General features: G+C 71.2%; 14 protein-coding genes and 1 pseudogene. 4 read left to right on the top strand and 11 right to left on the bottom strand.

The genetic code is table 11. The annotated features are described in order from the left end of the window. The 9 genes and pseudogenes from ACFV6I_RS01190 to ACFV6I_RS01150 all read right to left on the bottom strand — a co-directional run. A pseudogene (locus tag ACFV6I_RS01190) lies at nucleotides 1–653 on the bottom strand (2Fe-2S iron-sulfur cluster-binding protein); the annotation flags it as partial. Next, nucleotides 650–2011, bottom strand: coding sequence for an NADH-quinone oxidoreductase subunit NuoF (nuoF, locus tag ACFV6I_RS01185; RefSeq protein ID WP_380344889.1), 1362 nt, complete (start codon nucleotides 2009–2011; stop codon nucleotides 650–652). The gene nuoF and the pseudogene ACFV6I_RS01190, both read right to left, overlap by 4 nt. Continuing rightward, nucleotides 2011–2790 carry an NADH-quinone oxidoreductase subunit NuoE gene (gene nuoE, locus ACFV6I_RS01180; RefSeq protein ID WP_380423207.1) on the bottom strand — a complete coding sequence of 260 codons (780 nt, stop codon included), beginning with the start codon at nucleotides 2788–2790 and terminating at the stop codon, nucleotides 2011–2013. The genes nuoF and nuoE overlap by 1 nt, the downstream gene beginning before the upstream one ends. Before the next feature lie 17 nt (nucleotides 2791–2807). Beyond that, on the bottom strand, nucleotides 2808–4184 hold the full coding sequence (locus tag ACFV6I_RS01175; protein WP_063348145.1) for an NADH-quinone oxidoreductase subunit D: 1377 nt from the start codon (nucleotides 4182–4184) through the stop codon (nucleotides 2808–2810). Then, complete coding sequence (locus ACFV6I_RS01170; protein ID WP_380423200.1) at nucleotides 4184–4897, bottom strand: NADH-quinone oxidoreductase subunit C; 714 nt, start codon at nucleotides 4895–4897, stop codon at nucleotides 4184–4186. The genes ACFV6I_RS01175 and ACFV6I_RS01170 overlap by 1 nt, the downstream gene beginning before the upstream one ends. Further along, nucleotides 4894–5448: an NADH-quinone oxidoreductase subunit B family protein gene (locus tag ACFV6I_RS01165; protein ID WP_063348147.1), complete on the bottom strand. Its 555-nt coding sequence runs from the start codon at nucleotides 5446–5448 to the stop codon at nucleotides 4894–4896. Before ACFV6I_RS01165 ends, ACFV6I_RS01170 begins: the two co-directional genes overlap by 4 nt. Before the next feature lie 100 nt (nucleotides 5449–5548). Next, nucleotides 5549–5908 (bottom strand): NADH-quinone oxidoreductase subunit A, encoded by a 360-nt coding sequence (locus ACFV6I_RS01160; RefSeq protein WP_030060100.1) that lies wholly within the window; start codon nucleotides 5906–5908, stop codon nucleotides 5549–5551. A 680-nt stretch (nucleotides 5909–6588) separates the two neighbouring features. Then, nucleotides 6589–7269, bottom strand: coding sequence for a response regulator (locus tag ACFV6I_RS01155; protein WP_380423199.1), 681 nt, complete (start codon nucleotides 7267–7269; stop codon nucleotides 6589–6591). After that, a complete protein-coding gene (locus ACFV6I_RS01150) occupies nucleotides 7266–8390 on the bottom strand; it encodes a sensor histidine kinase (protein ID WP_380423198.1) in 1125 nt (374 codons plus the stop codon). Before ACFV6I_RS01150 ends, ACFV6I_RS01155 begins: the two co-directional genes overlap by 4 nt. Before the next feature lie 193 nt (nucleotides 8391–8583). Between ACFV6I_RS01150 and ACFV6I_RS01145 the strand changes: the two genes are divergently transcribed. Then, nucleotides 8584–9138 carry a hypothetical protein gene (locus ACFV6I_RS01145; protein WP_380423197.1) on the top strand — a complete coding sequence of 185 codons (555 nt, stop codon included), beginning with the start codon at nucleotides 8584–8586 and terminating at the stop codon, nucleotides 9136–9138. Nucleotides 9139–9151: 13 nt separating this feature from the next. Here ACFV6I_RS01145 and ACFV6I_RS01140 read toward each other — a convergent pair whose 3' ends face one another. Both ACFV6I_RS01140 and ACFV6I_RS01135 read right to left on the bottom strand, forming a co-directional pair. Next, nucleotides 9152–10177: a DMT family transporter gene (locus tag ACFV6I_RS01140; protein ID WP_380423196.1), complete on the bottom strand. Its 1026-nt coding sequence runs from the start codon at nucleotides 10175–10177 to the stop codon at nucleotides 9152–9154. Between the two features lie 230 nt (nucleotides 10178–10407). Beyond that, nucleotides 10408–11073, bottom strand: a complete 666-nt coding sequence (locus ACFV6I_RS01135) for a CatB-related O-acetyltransferase (RefSeq protein WP_208869079.1) — start codon at nucleotides 11071–11073, stop codon at nucleotides 10408–10410. Between the two features lie 94 nt (nucleotides 11074–11167). Between ACFV6I_RS01135 and ACFV6I_RS01130 the strand changes: the two genes are divergently transcribed. The 3 genes from ACFV6I_RS01130 (at nucleotide 11168) to ACFV6I_RS01120 (ending at nucleotide 13143) form a co-directional block, all read left to right on the top strand. Beyond that, nucleotides 11168–11851 carry a TetR/AcrR family transcriptional regulator gene (locus ACFV6I_RS01130; RefSeq protein ID WP_380423195.1) on the top strand — a complete coding sequence of 228 codons (684 nt, stop codon included), beginning with the start codon at nucleotides 11168–11170 and terminating at the stop codon, nucleotides 11849–11851. Nucleotides 11852–11936: 85 nt separating this feature from the next. Beyond that, nucleotides 11937–12635, top strand: a complete 699-nt coding sequence (locus ACFV6I_RS01125; RefSeq protein WP_363371732.1) for a peptidylprolyl isomerase — start codon at nucleotides 11937–11939, stop codon at nucleotides 12633–12635. Nucleotides 12636–12780: 145 nt separating this feature from the next. Continuing rightward, nucleotides 12781–13143 (top strand): MazG-like family protein, encoded by a 363-nt coding sequence (locus tag ACFV6I_RS01120; RefSeq protein ID WP_063348152.1) that lies wholly within the window; start codon nucleotides 12781–12783, stop codon nucleotides 13141–13143. Nucleotides 13144–13158 lie beyond the last annotated feature (15 nt).

The raw sequence follows: 13158 nt of genomic DNA, 5'->3' as shown, positions 1-13158 counted from the left end.
CCGGGTATTTCTGGTTGGGTTCTCCTGGATATTTATTTGAGTCGCGTCTGGTCTCCCCGGGTGCCGACCTGCGGGCGCGCGCCGCGTTCCAGCAGGTCGATGAACGGGTCCCCGGCGATCTGCTGCGAGAAGCGGGTGCAGCGCGCGCACAGCACGCAGCGCTCCCGGTCCAGCAGCACCTGGGTGCTGAGCGGGATCGGCTTCTCGTAGGTGCGCTTCATCCCCTCGAAGCGGGTGTCGGCGTCACCCGTGGACATCGCCTGGTTCTGCAGCGGGCACTCGCCGCCCTTGTCGCAGACCGGGCAGTCCAGCGGGTGGTTGATCAGCAGCAGCTCCATCACGCCGCGCTGCGCCTTCTCGGCCACCGGCGAACTCACCTGGGTGCGCACCACCATGCCCTCGGCGACCGGGATGGTGCAGGAGGCGACGGGCTTGCGCTGGCCCTCGATCTCGACGATGCACTGCCGGCAGGCTCCGGCCGGGTCGAGCAGCGGGTGGTCGCAGAAGCGCGGGATCTGGGTGCCGATCCGTTCAGCGGCCCGGATCACCAACGTCCCCTTGGGGACCTGCACTTCGACGCCGTCGATGGTGAGCGTGACCAGCTCGACCGCGGCCTTGTCGCCCGTGGAGGTGGATGGCTCTGTGATCGTCACGCGTGCACCTCCCTTTCGGTGGCGGACTGGTGGCCGGGGCGGGGGCCGTCGGCCCAGACGGTGGAGGCGGCCGGGTCGAACGGGCAGCGGCGCTCGGCCAGGTGCTGCTCGTACTCGGCCCGGAAGTGCTGGAGGGAGGAGACGATCGGGCTCGCGGCGCCGTCGCCCAGTGCGCAGAAGGACTTGCCGTTGATGTTGTCGGCGATGTCGAGGAGCTTCTCCAGGTCCCCCTCGACGCCCGCGCCCGCCTCGATCCGCTTGAGCAACTGGACCAGCCAGTAGGTGCCCTCGCGGCAGGGGGTGCACTTGCCGCAGGACTCGTGGGCGTAGAACTCGGTCCAGCGGGTGACCGCCCGCACCACGCAGGTGGTCTCGTCGAAGACCTGCAGCGCCTTGGTGCCGAGCATCGAGCCGGCCGCGCCGACACCCTCGTAGTCCAGCGGGACGTCCAGGTGCTCGTCGGTGAACATCGGGGTGGACGAGCCGCCCGGGGTCCAGAACTTGAGCCGGTGCCCGGGGCGGACGCCGCCGCTCATGTCCAGCAGCTGGCGCAGCGTGATGCCCAGCGGCGCCTCGTACTGGCCGGGGTTGGTGACGTGGCCGGAGAGCGAGTACAGCGTGAAGCCGGGGGACTTCTCGGTGCCCAGGCCCTTGAACCACTCCTTGCCGCGGGCCAGGATCGGCGGCACCGAGGCGATCGACTCGACGTTGTTGACCACCGTCGGGCAGGCGTACAGGCCGGCGATCGCCGGGAACGGCGGCCGCAGCCGGGGCTGGCCGCGGCGGCCCTCCAGCGAGTCCAGCAGCGCCGTCTCCTCGCCGCAGATGTAGGCGCCGGCGCCGGCGTGCACGGTGATGTCGAGGTTGACGCCGGAGCCGAGGATGTCCCGGCCGAGCAGCCCGGCCTGGTACGCCTCGGCGACGGCCGCGTGCAGGCGGCGCAGCACCGGGACGACCTCGCCGCGCAGGTAGATGAACGCGTGGTCGCAGCGGATCGCGTAGGAGGCGATGATCATGCCCTCGATCAGCGCGTGCGGGTTGGCGAACAGCAGCGGGATGTCCTTGCAGGTGCCCGGCTCGGACTCGTCCGCGTTGACCACCAGGTAGTGCGGCTTGCCGTCGTTCTGCGGGATGAACTGCCACTTCATCCCGGTGGGGAAGCCGGCGCCGCCGCGACCGCGCAGCCCGGAGTCCTTCACCAGGGCGATCACGTCGTCCGGCGGCATCGCCAGGGCCGCCTTGAGGCCGTCGTAGCCGTGGTGGCGGCGGTAGGTGGCCAGCGTCCAGGGCCGGTCGTCGTCCCAGGAGGCGGACAGGACGGGGGTGAGCAGCTTCTCGGCCGGCTCGGCGGCGGTCATCACGCTTCCGTCCCTTCGTGGCCGGTGCCCTCGTGGCCGGTGCTCTCGTAGCCGGCGCCCTCGTGGCCGATGCCCTCGTGGCGGGGCGCGACGACCTTGGTGCCGCCGGTGCCGGGCAGCGCCTCGCCCTTGGCCAGGCGCAGGCCCGCCAGCGAGGGCGCGCCACCCGCGCCGGACTCGTCGTTGGCACCCGGGCGCTCGTCGGGGAAGCCCGCCAGGATCCGGGCGGACTCCTTGAAGGTGCACAGCCGGGCGCCGCGGGTCGGCCGGACCTTCCGGCCCGCGCGCAGGTCGTCGACCAGCCGCTTGGCGCTCTCCGGGGTCTGGTCGTCGAAGAACTCCCAGTTGACCATCACCACGGGCGCGTAGTCGCAGGCCGCGTTGCACTCGATGTGCTCGATCGAGATCTCGCCGTCCCCGGTGGTCTCGTTGTTGCGCACGCCGAGGTGCTGCTGGAGCTCGTCGAAGATCTGGTCGCCGCCGAGCACCGCGCACAGGGTGTTGGTGCAGACCCCGACGTGGTACTTCCCGGCCGGGCGCCGCCGGTACATGGTGTAGAAGGTGGCGACGGCGGTCACCTCGGCGGTGGTGAGGTCCAACTGCTCCGCGCAGAACCGGATGCCGGTCGGGCTGACGAAGCCCTCCTCGGCCTGCACCAGGTGCAGCAGCGGCAGCAGCGCCGACCGGGCCTGCGGGTAGCGGCCGATCAGCTCCGCGGCGTCGGCGGCCAGCCGGGCGTGCACCTCCTCGGGGTACGGTGTGGCCGGCAGCGCCGGCATCCCCAACTGAACGTCTGTCACCGGTCCACGCCTCCCATCACCGGGTCGATCCCGGCCACCGCGACGATCACGTCGGCGACCTGGCCGCCCTCGCACATCGCCGCCATCGACTGCAGATTGGTGAACGACGGATCCCGGAAATGGACCCGGTACGGGCGCGTCCCGCCGTCGCTGACCACGTGCACGCCCAGCTCGCCCTTGGGCGACTCGACCGCCGCGTACGCCTGGCCGACCGGGACCCGGAAGCCCTCGGTGACCAGCTTGAAGTGGTGGATCAGGGCCTCCATCGAGGTGCCCATGATCTTGCGGATGTGGTCGAGCGAGTTGCCCATCCCGTCCGGTCCGACGGCGAGTTGGGCGGGCCAGGCGATCTTCTTGTCGGCCACCATCACCGGGCCCGGCCGCAGCCGGTCCAGGCACTGCTCGACGATCCCCAGCGACTGCCGCATCTCCTCCAGGCGGATCAGGAAGCGGCCGTAGGAATCGGCGCTGTCCGCGATCGCGACCTCGAAGTCGTAGTCCTGGTAGCCGCAGTACGGGTCGGTCTTGCGCAGGTCGTGCGGCAGGCCGGTGGCGCGCAGGATCGGGCCGGTGGCGCCGAGGGCCAGGCAGCCGGGCAGGTCGAGGAAGCCGACGTCGACCAGGCGGGCCTTGAACACCGGGTTCCCGGTGGCGAGTTTGTCGTACTCGTGCATCCGGGAGCGCAGGGTCTTCACGCACTCGCGGATCTGGTCGACGGCGCCGGGGGGGAGGTCCTGGGCGAGGCCGCCGGGGCGCACGTACGCGTGGTTCATGCGCAGGCCGGTGACCAGCTCGAAGACGTCCAGGATCAGCTCGCGGTCGCGGAAGCCGTAGATCATCAGGGTGGTGGAGCCGATCTCCATGCCACCGGTGGCCAGGCAGACCAGGTGCGAGGCGATCCGGTTGAGCTCCATCATCAGCACCCGGATCACGGTGGCCCGGTCCGGGATGTCGTCGGTGATGCCGAGCAGCTTCTCGACGGCCAGGCAGTACGCGGTCTCGTTGAACAGCGGGGTCAGGTAGTCCATCCGGGTCACGAAGGTGGTGCCCTGGACCCAGTTGCGGAACTCCATGTTCTTCTCGATGCCGGTGTGGAGGTAGCCGATGCCGCAGCGGGCCTCCTTCACCGTCTCGCCGTCGATCTCCAGGATCAGCCGCAGCACGCCGTGGGTGGACGGGTGCTGGGGGCCCATGTTGACGATGATGCGCTCGTCGTCGGCCCGGCCGACCGCCTCGACCACCTCGCCCCAGTCGCCGCCGGTGACCGTGAAGACCCGGCCCTCGGTGGTCTCCCGGGCCTCTGCCTGCTCGGCTCCTTCGTGGGGACGAGTCCCTTCGTCGTGCCGAGCCTCTTCGTCGTGCCGAGTACTCATCAGCTGTACGACCTCCGCTGGTCGGGAGCCGGGATCTGGGCGCCCTTGTACTCGACGGGGATGCCGCCGAGCGGGTAATCCTTGCGCTGCGGGTGGCCCAGCCAGTCGTCCGGCATCATGATCCGGGTGAGCGCCGGGTGGCCGTCGAAGACCAGGCCGAAGAAGTCGTAGGCCTCGCGCTCGTGCCAGTCGTTGGTCGGGTAGACGCTCACCACGGAGGGGATGCGCGGGTCGGCGTCCGGCGCGGTGACCTCCACCCGGATCAGCCGTCCGTGGGTGATCGACCGCAGGTGGTAGACCGCGTGCAGCTCGCGGCCCTTGTCGTCGGGGTAGTGCACGCCGCTCACGCCCAGGCACAGCTCGAAGCGCAGCGCCGGGTCGTCGCGCAGGGTGCGGGCGGTCCGGAGCAGGTGGGCGCGGTCGATGTGGAAGGTGAGCTCGCCGCGGTCGACAACGGTCTTCTCGATCACCTCGGCCGGGTCCAGGCCCTGCTCCTCCAGGGCGCCCTCCAGCTCGTCGGCGACCTCGTCGAACCAGCCGCCGTACGGCCGTTCGCTCGGGCCGGGCAGCACGATCGGCGCGGCCAGGCCGCCGAAGCCGGAGGTGTCACCGCTGCCCAGGGCGCCGAACATGCCCTGCCGGCGGCCGACCACCTCGACCGGGATCTCGCGGACCTGGTGCTCGCGACGGGTCTCGGGTACCTGCTCGTTCATCGCAGCAGCCCCCGCATCTCGCTGACCGGGGTGGCCTTGAGGGCGAGCGCCTCGCCGAGCTCCTCGGCCCGGATCCGGTTCGCGCCCAGCGGCTCGTGCTGGATCTTGTCGTGCAGCTTCAGGATGGCGTCCATCAGCATCTCCGGGCGGGGCGGGCAACCGGGCAGGTAGATGTCCACCGGGACGATGTGGTCGACGCCCTGCACGATCGCGTAGTTGTTGAACATCCCGCCCGAGGAGGCGCAGACGCCCATCGAGATGACCCACTTCGGGTTGGCCATCTGGTCGTACACCTGGCGCAGCACCGGGGCCATCTTCTGGCTCACCCGACCCGCCACGATCATCAGATCGGCCTGCCGGGGGGAGCCCCGGAACACCTCCATGCCGAACCGGGCCAGGTCGTAGCGGCCGGCGCCGGTGGTCATCATCTCGATCGCGCAGCAGGCCAGACCGAAGGTGGCCGGGAAGAGTGACGCCTTGCGCACCCAACCGGCGGCCGTCTCCACGGTCGTGAGCAGAAAGCCGCTCGGCAGCTTCTCCTCGATTCCCATCAGATCCCTCTCAATGCCCTCAAGAAGCCCTCAAGTCCTGTGGTACCTCGGCCCGTTCGGGCTTGTCCGCTCGTTCACAAAGGCGGCGGCCACCCCGCGCTCAGTCCCACTCCAGGCCGCCGCGGCGCCACACGTAGGCGTAGGCGACGAAGACCGTGGCGATGAACAGGAGCATCTCGACCAACCCGAAGATCCCCAGGGCGTCGAAGGTCACCGCCCAGGGATAGAGAAAGACGATCTCGATGTCGAAGACGATGAAGAGCATCGCCGTCAGGTAGTACTTGATCGGGAACCGACCGCCGCCCACGGGCTGCGGGGTCGGCTCGATGCCGCACTCGTACGCCTCCAACTTGGCCCGGTTGTAGCGCTTGGGGCCGGTGAGTGAGGCCATCACGACGGAGCCGACCGCGAACGCCGCCGCGATGGCACCGAGTACGAGGATCGGCGCGTAGGCATTCATAGCCCCCGCTCCCTCCGTCCAGTCGTCCTTGACTGCAGATCGGAACCGGCGAGTCACGCTGAGGTGAACCCGCGTTCCGGTTCCCGGGATCCACCTCATGTGAGGCAGTTCACAAAGCCTGGAACGAGCGCATCCTATGCCCGTCGGCTTGTGATCTGCGACACGCAGTTCAACGTCATCTTTGTGATCTACGCCACGATGAGAATCGTGCCGAATATGAACATGCCCAGAGTTGTCGACACAAAGAAGTCAAATGGTCACAACCAGTCGCATTTACTTGTGAAGCGGCTGGTCAGAGCCGCGCTCCTATATCAACTATGCGTCGACGGGAGCAAATTTCGAGGCGCCATGTTGACGTGTTATAGCGGCTCACTCTGAGGGGTGGCGGGGGGCCGAACGCTCGCTTGACCCTTCGTTCACAAGCGCGCGAAACGGTCCTTGGGGCCCTCCCCCTCCCCCCTCCCCCCTCCCCCTCCCCCACCCCGCCCGCCGCCCGCCCGACCCTCTCCTGCGCTGGGCCATGCCCGGCCCAGCGCGCGGCGCCCCGGCCTCCGTGCGCTGCCCTTCCCGCGCCGCCTTCCCTGGGGCCCTTTCCTGGGGGCCCTTCCTCGGGGCCGCTGCCCTCTGCCCTCGCGCCCGCGTCCGGGCTCGCCCCACCGTTCACCGGGGCCGGTTACCGGCTACCGGCCCTGCTCCCAGACCCAGGCCGCGATGCCCACCCGGTTACGGGCACCGAGCTTGCGCTGGACGTTGGCGAGGTGGTTCTTGACCGTCCCCGGCGAGATGAACAGCCCCGCTCCGATCTCGGCGTTCGTCGCGCCGTCTGCCACCTGTTCGGCGATCTCCCTTTCTCTCGCGGTCAGTTCCTCGATCAGGCCGGCTATCTGCGGCGCCGCCGCCGAAGGCCCCGCTCCGGCCGTACGGTCGCTCCCGGGCGCCGTCATGTGCCGCAGCAGCCGGACGGTGACCTGTGGACTGATCAACGTGTCCCCGGCCATCGCCGCCCGCACCGCCTCGATCAGCAGCACTGGCCCCGATCGCTTCAGCAGGAAGCCGGCCGCCCCATGCCGCAGGGCCGTATGCACGTACTCGTCCAGGTCGAAGGTGGTCACCACGATCACCTTGCACTCGCCCGCCAGCTGCCTCGTGACCTCCAAGCCGTCGAGCCTCGGCATTCGAATGTCCGCGAGCACGACGTCCGGTCGAAGCCGTCGGGCCTCCTCCACCGCCGAGGCACCGTCCGCCACCTCCGCCACCACCGACATGTCCGGCTGAACGTCCAGGATCATCCGGAACGCGGTGCGGACATCGGCCTGGTCGTCCGCGACCAGGATCCGGATCGGCCCTGTGCTGCCGATCATTTCCACCTCTCCCCTGAACTGGTCCTCACCGGAATCACTGGTTTCTCCTGACTCTCCTGTCGCTCCTGCCTCTCCAGCGGCAGTCTCGCCGCCACCCGCCAGGCCTCTCGCTCCTCCGTGCCTGCCGCGAACGTGCCGCCGAGCGCCTCCACTCGGGCCGCCAGCCCCGGCAGTCCGCTGCCGCCGCCACCGCGCGGGCGCCCACCCGCGCCAGGTGCGAGTCCGTCATTCGTCACGGTCAACTCCAGCCACCCGCCCGCGCGACGGGCACGGACCTCGACCGTCCGGGCGCCCGCAGCGTGCCGCCGAACGTTGGTCAGCGCCTCGACCACGATCCGGTGGACCGTGCCCTCCACCTCCCGGGGGACCGGCCCGTCCGGCAGCTCCAGCCGGACCTCGGCGCCGCCCAAGGCGGTGAACCGTTCTGCCACCTCCGCCAGTTCGGCCAGCCCCTGTTGCGGTCCGCGCCCACTCCCCTCCTCCGTGCGCAGCAGCTGAACCGTCCGGTCCAGCGAGGCCAGGGCTCGCTGCCCGGCCTGTTCTATCCGCTCGAACATCTCGACCGCCCGGGCCGGGTCAGCCGCGGCCAGGTACACCCCGGCCTGAGCCTGGGCGACCATGCCGCTCACGTCGTGCGCCACGAAATCGTGCAGGTCGTGGGCCAGTTCGAGCCGCTGGGAACGCCTGGCCTCGGCCACCGCCCGACACCGCCCCTCGTCCAGGCCGCGCAGGTAGAGCCCGGTCAGGACGGCCGGCAGGGCCAGCATCGACCCGAATCCGAAGAGGGTGAGCACGTCTCCGGGCCCGCCGATCGCCTCGAACCGGGACGGCCAGAGCGCGACCGCGCCGCAAGCCGTCCACGTCGCCAGCGCGCACCGGAGGCCGTCCTCGGCGCGCAGGGCGAGGACCACGGACAGCAGGAGGGCGGCCAGTTCGACCAGGCCGACCAGCCCGGGCCACCGGTCCGACTCCGTCCAGCGGCCGGTGAGCCAGACGGCAACCGTGACCAAGGCCGACATCGCCCCGGCCGTCGCGGTCACGACCGCCATGCCCTGGCGCCTGCGCGCCGCCCGGACCAGCGGAAGCGCGGCCGGGACGATCACCGCCAGCATCTGATTCATCGCCATCTCCTCCCTTCGACTGCCGCCACGTTACGACGCGGCGCAGGTTGCCCGCCTGTGCCGATCGGCATATTTCAGAGGCCTGTTGAGCAGGGAGAACAGCCCGATCGGCAGCTGCCGCTCGCCGCGTGGAACGGCCAGGCTTGAGCCATCGAAGCGGCCGGAGCGCCGGCCGCGAAGGGAGTTCACCACCATGTCGAAGCTCGCGATCAACGCCCGGACCACCACCCGTCCGGCCGTCCCGCCCGCACCACGCTGGGCCGAGTTCGCCGCCAAGGCCACCGTGCTGACCACCGTTCCCTCGGGGCTGTGGCGGATCGCGTTCGGCTTCGGCATCCCGGTCGGCTTCACGGGTGCCACCGCCGCACGGTACGCCGAGCACCAGCCGGGCTGGGGCACGGTCTACGTCGTGGTGCTGAGCGCCCTGGCCGAAGCGCTGGCCTTCTTGACCGTCGGGCTGGTCCGGCCCTGGGGCCAGCTGGCGCCGCGCTGGATCCCGCTGATCGGCGGCCGGGCGGTGCACCCGCTCACCGCGATCGTTCCGGGCGCGCTGGGCTCGGCGTTTCTGACCGTGCTCGGGATAACCGCGGCGGTCGGCGGCTGGGGCCGGAACATGGCGGAGCCGGACTCCCCGCACGGTGCCGCCGGCCTGGTGATGACCCTCGCCTACCTGCCGCTGGTGGCATGGGGTCCACTGCTCGGCGCGGTCACCATCGACTACGCCCGTCGGACGCTGAGTCGCCGGTGACCACCACAGCGGATCACACCGGGGCCGGCTCCGGGCCCCGTTCCCCGACCCCGGTCGCGGACTCGGCAACAACAGATCCAGCGGCCTCGGACTCGACGACCTCGGACTCCCCGCGCCGGACGGGGGCGGGAGCGGGGACGGGGGCGGGAGCGGTGCGGCGGCCCCACTCGGTGGCGACCACGACCAGGGCTCCGCCGACCAGGGCGAGCGGCCCCATCCGGTTCCCGGCGATGGTGATGCCGAAGACGGCGGCCCACAGCGGTTCGGTGCCGAGCAGCAGACTCACCCGGGACGGCGAGGTGGCGCGGACAGCCCACATCTGAACGAAGAAGGCGAACAGCGTGCACAACAGGGACAGGTGCAGCAACCAGGCCCACTGGCCGGGCCCGTACGAGCGGGCGACGGCCCACGGCGACGGCCCTACGGCTGGTGCGACGGCCGCGAACACGGCGGTCGCGACGGCGAGTTGGACCCAGGTCAGGGCCAGCATGTCGGTTTCGCGGACGGCGCGGACGCGGGCCGTCGCCAGGACGAAGGCCGAGCGAACCAGGGCAGCTCCCAGCACCAGCAGGTCGCCGAGCGAAGGCGGGCGCAGCCCGCCGTCCCCGGTGAGCAGGGCGACGCCGAGCACGGCCAGCGCGGCGGCCGCGAGGAAGGCGCGGGGCGGTGCCGTCCGGCTGAGGACGCTCTCGCCGAGCGGGGTGAGCACCATCGCGAGGCTGATGATCAGCCCGGCATTGGTGGCGGAGGTGTGCACGGCGCCGTACGTCTCCAGCAGGAAGATCCCGCTGAGCACCAACCCCAGTGCACCGCCGCCCAGCCACTCGGCGCGGCTCAGCCTCCGTAGCGCCGGCCAGGCGACCATCCCGAGCAGCGGCAGCACCAGCCCGAACCGCAGGACCAGCATCGCCACGGCCGTCCCGGGCTCCGCCACCCGCTGGACGGCGAGGAAGCTCGACCCCCACACCACCGCCACCAGGAGAACCGGCAGGTCGCGAAGGGCCGATGAGGACGAAGACATGGACAGGGAGGCACGCATGAGTCAGATCCCTCCGAGCGAACGGAACCGGCGGGGCGCGAGTACCGTACGGCGTCGGACGGACCCTGGAGCTGGGCGAAGGGCACAGCTATCGACGGGGCGGAGCATGGAGCAGGGGGACGCCATCCTCCCGCACCGGCCCACCCGTGATCAACGCCCTGCCGTAACTCGTTGGATCTCCGGAGGGATCCAGCGTCCCCGGGGCCAACGCCTTTCCCAGGCCCGGCAGGTCAGCGGGCGAGCAGGCCGTTCGCCGCGGCGATCTCCTCGATGTCGGCCGGGGTCCCGGACATGATGGCGCGGACGTGCTCGGTGACGAGCTCGACCGGCCAGTCCCACCAGGCCGCACGGAGCAGGCGCTCGACGTCGGCGCCCTCGAAGCGGCGCCGGATCGGCCGGGCCGGGTTGCCGCCGACGATGGTGTACGGCTCGACGTCGGCGGTGACCATCGCACCGGCCGCGATGATCGCGCCGTCACCGATCCGGACGCCGGGCAGGACGGTGGCACCGAAGCCGAACCAGACGTCGTTGCCGATCACGGTGTCGCCCCGGCTGGGCAGGCCGGTGACGAGGTCGAGGGTCCGCTCGGTCCACTCACCGCCGAACATCGTGAACGGGAAGGTGGACACGCCGATGGTCGGGTGGGCGGCGCCGGCCATCAGGAAGCGGGCCCCGGTGGCGATCGCGCAGTACTTGCCGATCACCAGCCGCTCGGGTCCGTAGGCGTAGAGGACGTTGCGCTCCTCGAAGCGGGTGGCCCCCTCGGGGTCATCGAAGTAGGTGTACTCACCGACCTCGATCCGCGGGTCGGTGACGAGCGGGCGCAGCAGGACGACCCGGTCGTGGCCGGCGAGCGGGTGCAGGGCAGTGGGGTCGGGAATGGCGGTGGCGGTCACGCAGGCTCCTCTCGTAACGCGACCAAAGTCGCATTACGATGAGCATGGCACGACCGCCACACCGCAGCAAGCCTTAACGCGACTGGAGTCGACTTTGAACGAGAACGCCCCGGAGCCGACTCACCTCGAAACGACCCACCCAGAGCCCCGCACCCCGACCCCGCGCCCCGGCGGCCGCAGCGCCCGGGTCCGGGAGGGGGTGGTCGCCGCCACGCTCGCCGAGGTCACCGAGAAGGGGTACGACGACCTCACCATCGAGGCGGTCGCGAGCCGCTCCGGCGTCCACAAGGCGACGCTGTACCGGCGGTGGGGCGGAGTGGACGGCCTGGTCGCGGACGCCCTGACCGCCTCGGCCGACCAGCCCTGGCCGCTGCCCGACACCGGCGACCTCCGCGAGGACCTGCGACTGATCACCCAGGAGGTGTTCACCGTCTTCACCGATCCCGACCTGGGGGCCACCCCCACCGCGCTGATCTTGGCCGCCCAGCGCTCCGACACCGGCGCGACCGCCCTGCGCGCCTTCTTCGCCTCCCGTCACCGCCAGGCCGCCGAGGTCGCCGAACGAGCCGTCGCCCGAGGCGAGTTGCCCACCGGAACGGACGGTGCCGAGGTGGTCCGGGCCGCCACCGCCCCGCTCTACTACCGGCTGTTCGTCACCGGCGAGCCGCTGGACGCCCGCACCGCCGAGCGGGCCGCCGACGCCGCCGCACTGGCCGCCCGCGCCGGACTGTTCACCCCCGCCCCCCGGGCCAACCCCGTTCCCCCGGAGTCCTCCTGACCCTCCACCCGCCCGACGGGGCCTGAACCCCACCGCTCCCTACCGCCCCCTACCGGATCGCCGCCCCGGCGTGGATGATGGCGCCATGCCAACCCCGCCGTCCACCACCCTTCGGAAGGCCCGTCACGTGAAGCGCGCACCCTGGGCTCTGCTCGCCGTCGCCACCGTCCTCCCGCTCACGGCGAGCACCGGCACCGCCGTCGCGGACACCACGCCGCCCGCGCCCGCCTGCACCTACACGCCCGCGGTGCCGGCCGACAACTTCAAGGGCATCCCGGTCTTCGACGCCAAGAAGGCCGCCCAGCCCTACCGCGCCACCCTGCGCACCAGCCAGGGCGCGATCACCTTCCAGGCGTTGACCGACAAGGCGCCCTGCACCACCTTCTCGTTCCGTTTCCTCGCCGAGCACGACTACTTCGACCGCAGCCACTGCCACCGCCTCACCACCCAGCGGCTCTACGTCCTGCAGTGCGGCGACCCGACCGGAACGGGCAGCGGCGGGCCCGGCTACTCCTTCCCGGACGAGAACCTGACCGGCGCCACCTACCCGGCCGGCACCGTGGCGATGGCCAACGCCGGTCCGAACACCAACGGCAGCCAGTTCTTCTTCGTCTGGAAGGACACCAAGCTCTCCCCCGCCTACACCCCGTTCGGCCGGATCACGGCGGGCCTGGACGTCCTGCAGAAGATCGCCGCGGGCGGCGAGGACGACCAGAACAACCCCGGCGACGGCTTCCCCACCCTCCCCGTGAACATCCGCCACGTGAAGATCAGCACCCGCTGACCGGGAGCCCGCCCCTCACCGCCAGCCCCTCACCGTCCACCCCTCACCGCCCGTGCCTCACCGCCAGCCCCCACGCCGTTCCCGTGCGTCGGCAGCGCCTCCCGTACGGTGACAGCACCAACGACACCGCACGGGAGCAGCGCGCATGGACAGCCGGATCTGGGAGAGCGTGGACCACCTCGTCGCGTGGCTCGACGAGCAGGGCACGCAGTCGCCCCGGGAGGAGCGCCTGCTGCGGATCCTCAAGCTCTCCGAGGAGGTCGGCGAGGTCGGCGCCGCGGTGATCGGCGCCACCGGCCAGAACCCGCGCAAGGGCGTCACCCACAGCTGGGAGGACGTCCAGCACGAGCTCTGTGACGTCGTCTTCACCGCCCTCGTCGCCCTCCGGACGCTCACCCCCGACGCGGCCCGGGTCTTCGCCGACCGCCTCGCCTACGTCGAACAGCGCTCCGCCGCCTCCCGCCGCCCGGCGGACGGGGAGCGGAAGGCGGCGGAGGAGACGCCTTGAGGTCCTGGAAAGGAC

It is taken from the genome of Kitasatospora sp. NPDC059803 (genome assembly GCF_042732255.1).
In the GTDB taxonomy this organism is placed as follows: Bacteria; Actinomycetota; Actinomycetes; order Streptomycetales; family Streptomycetaceae; genus Kitasatospora.
Note: the sequence above shows the minus strand (reverse complement) of the source record. Positions and strands in the feature narration are given on the sequence as shown.

Bases quoted from the DNA above. Each gene is read 5' to 3' on its own strand.
- nuoF (WP_380344889.1), bottom strand. From the start codon at position 2,011: ATGACCGCCGCCGAGCCGGCCGAGAAGCTGCTCACCCCCGTCCTGTCC.
- nuoE (WP_380423207.1), bottom strand. From the start codon at position 2,790: ATGCCGGCGCTGCCGGCCACACCGTACCCCGAGGAGGTGCACGCCCGG.
- ACFV6I_RS01175 (WP_063348145.1), bottom strand. From the start codon at position 4,184: ATGAGTACTCGGCACGACGAAGAGGCTCGGCACGACGAAGGGACTCGT.
- ACFV6I_RS01170 (WP_380423200.1), bottom strand. From the start codon at position 4,897: ATGAACGAGCAGGTACCCGAGACCCGTCGCGAGCACCAGGTCCGCGAG.
- ACFV6I_RS01165 (WP_063348147.1), bottom strand. From the start codon at position 5,448: ATGGGAATCGAGGAGAAGCTGCCGAGCGGCTTTCTGCTCACGACCGTG.
- ACFV6I_RS01160 (WP_030060100.1), bottom strand. From the start codon at position 5,908: ATGAATGCCTACGCGCCGATCCTCGTACTCGGTGCCATCGCGGCGGCG.
- ACFV6I_RS01155 (WP_380423199.1), bottom strand. From the start codon at position 7,269: ATGATCGGCAGCACAGGGCCGATCCGGATCCTGGTCGCGGACGACCAG.
- ACFV6I_RS01150 (WP_380423198.1), bottom strand. From the start codon at position 8,390: ATGAATCAGATGCTGGCGGTGATCGTCCCGGCCGCGCTTCCGCTGGTC.
- ACFV6I_RS01145 (WP_380423197.1), top strand. From the start codon at position 8,584: ATGTCGAAGCTCGCGATCAACGCCCGGACCACCACCCGTCCGGCCGTC.
- ACFV6I_RS01140 (WP_380423196.1), bottom strand. From the start codon at position 10,177: ATGCGTGCCTCCCTGTCCATGTCTTCGTCCTCATCGGCCCTTCGCGAC.
- ACFV6I_RS01125 (WP_363371732.1), top strand. From the start codon at position 11,937: ATGCCAACCCCGCCGTCCACCACCCTTCGGAAGGCCCGTCACGTGAAG.
- ACFV6I_RS01120 (WP_063348152.1), top strand. From the start codon at position 12,781: ATGGACAGCCGGATCTGGGAGAGCGTGGACCACCTCGTCGCGTGGCTC.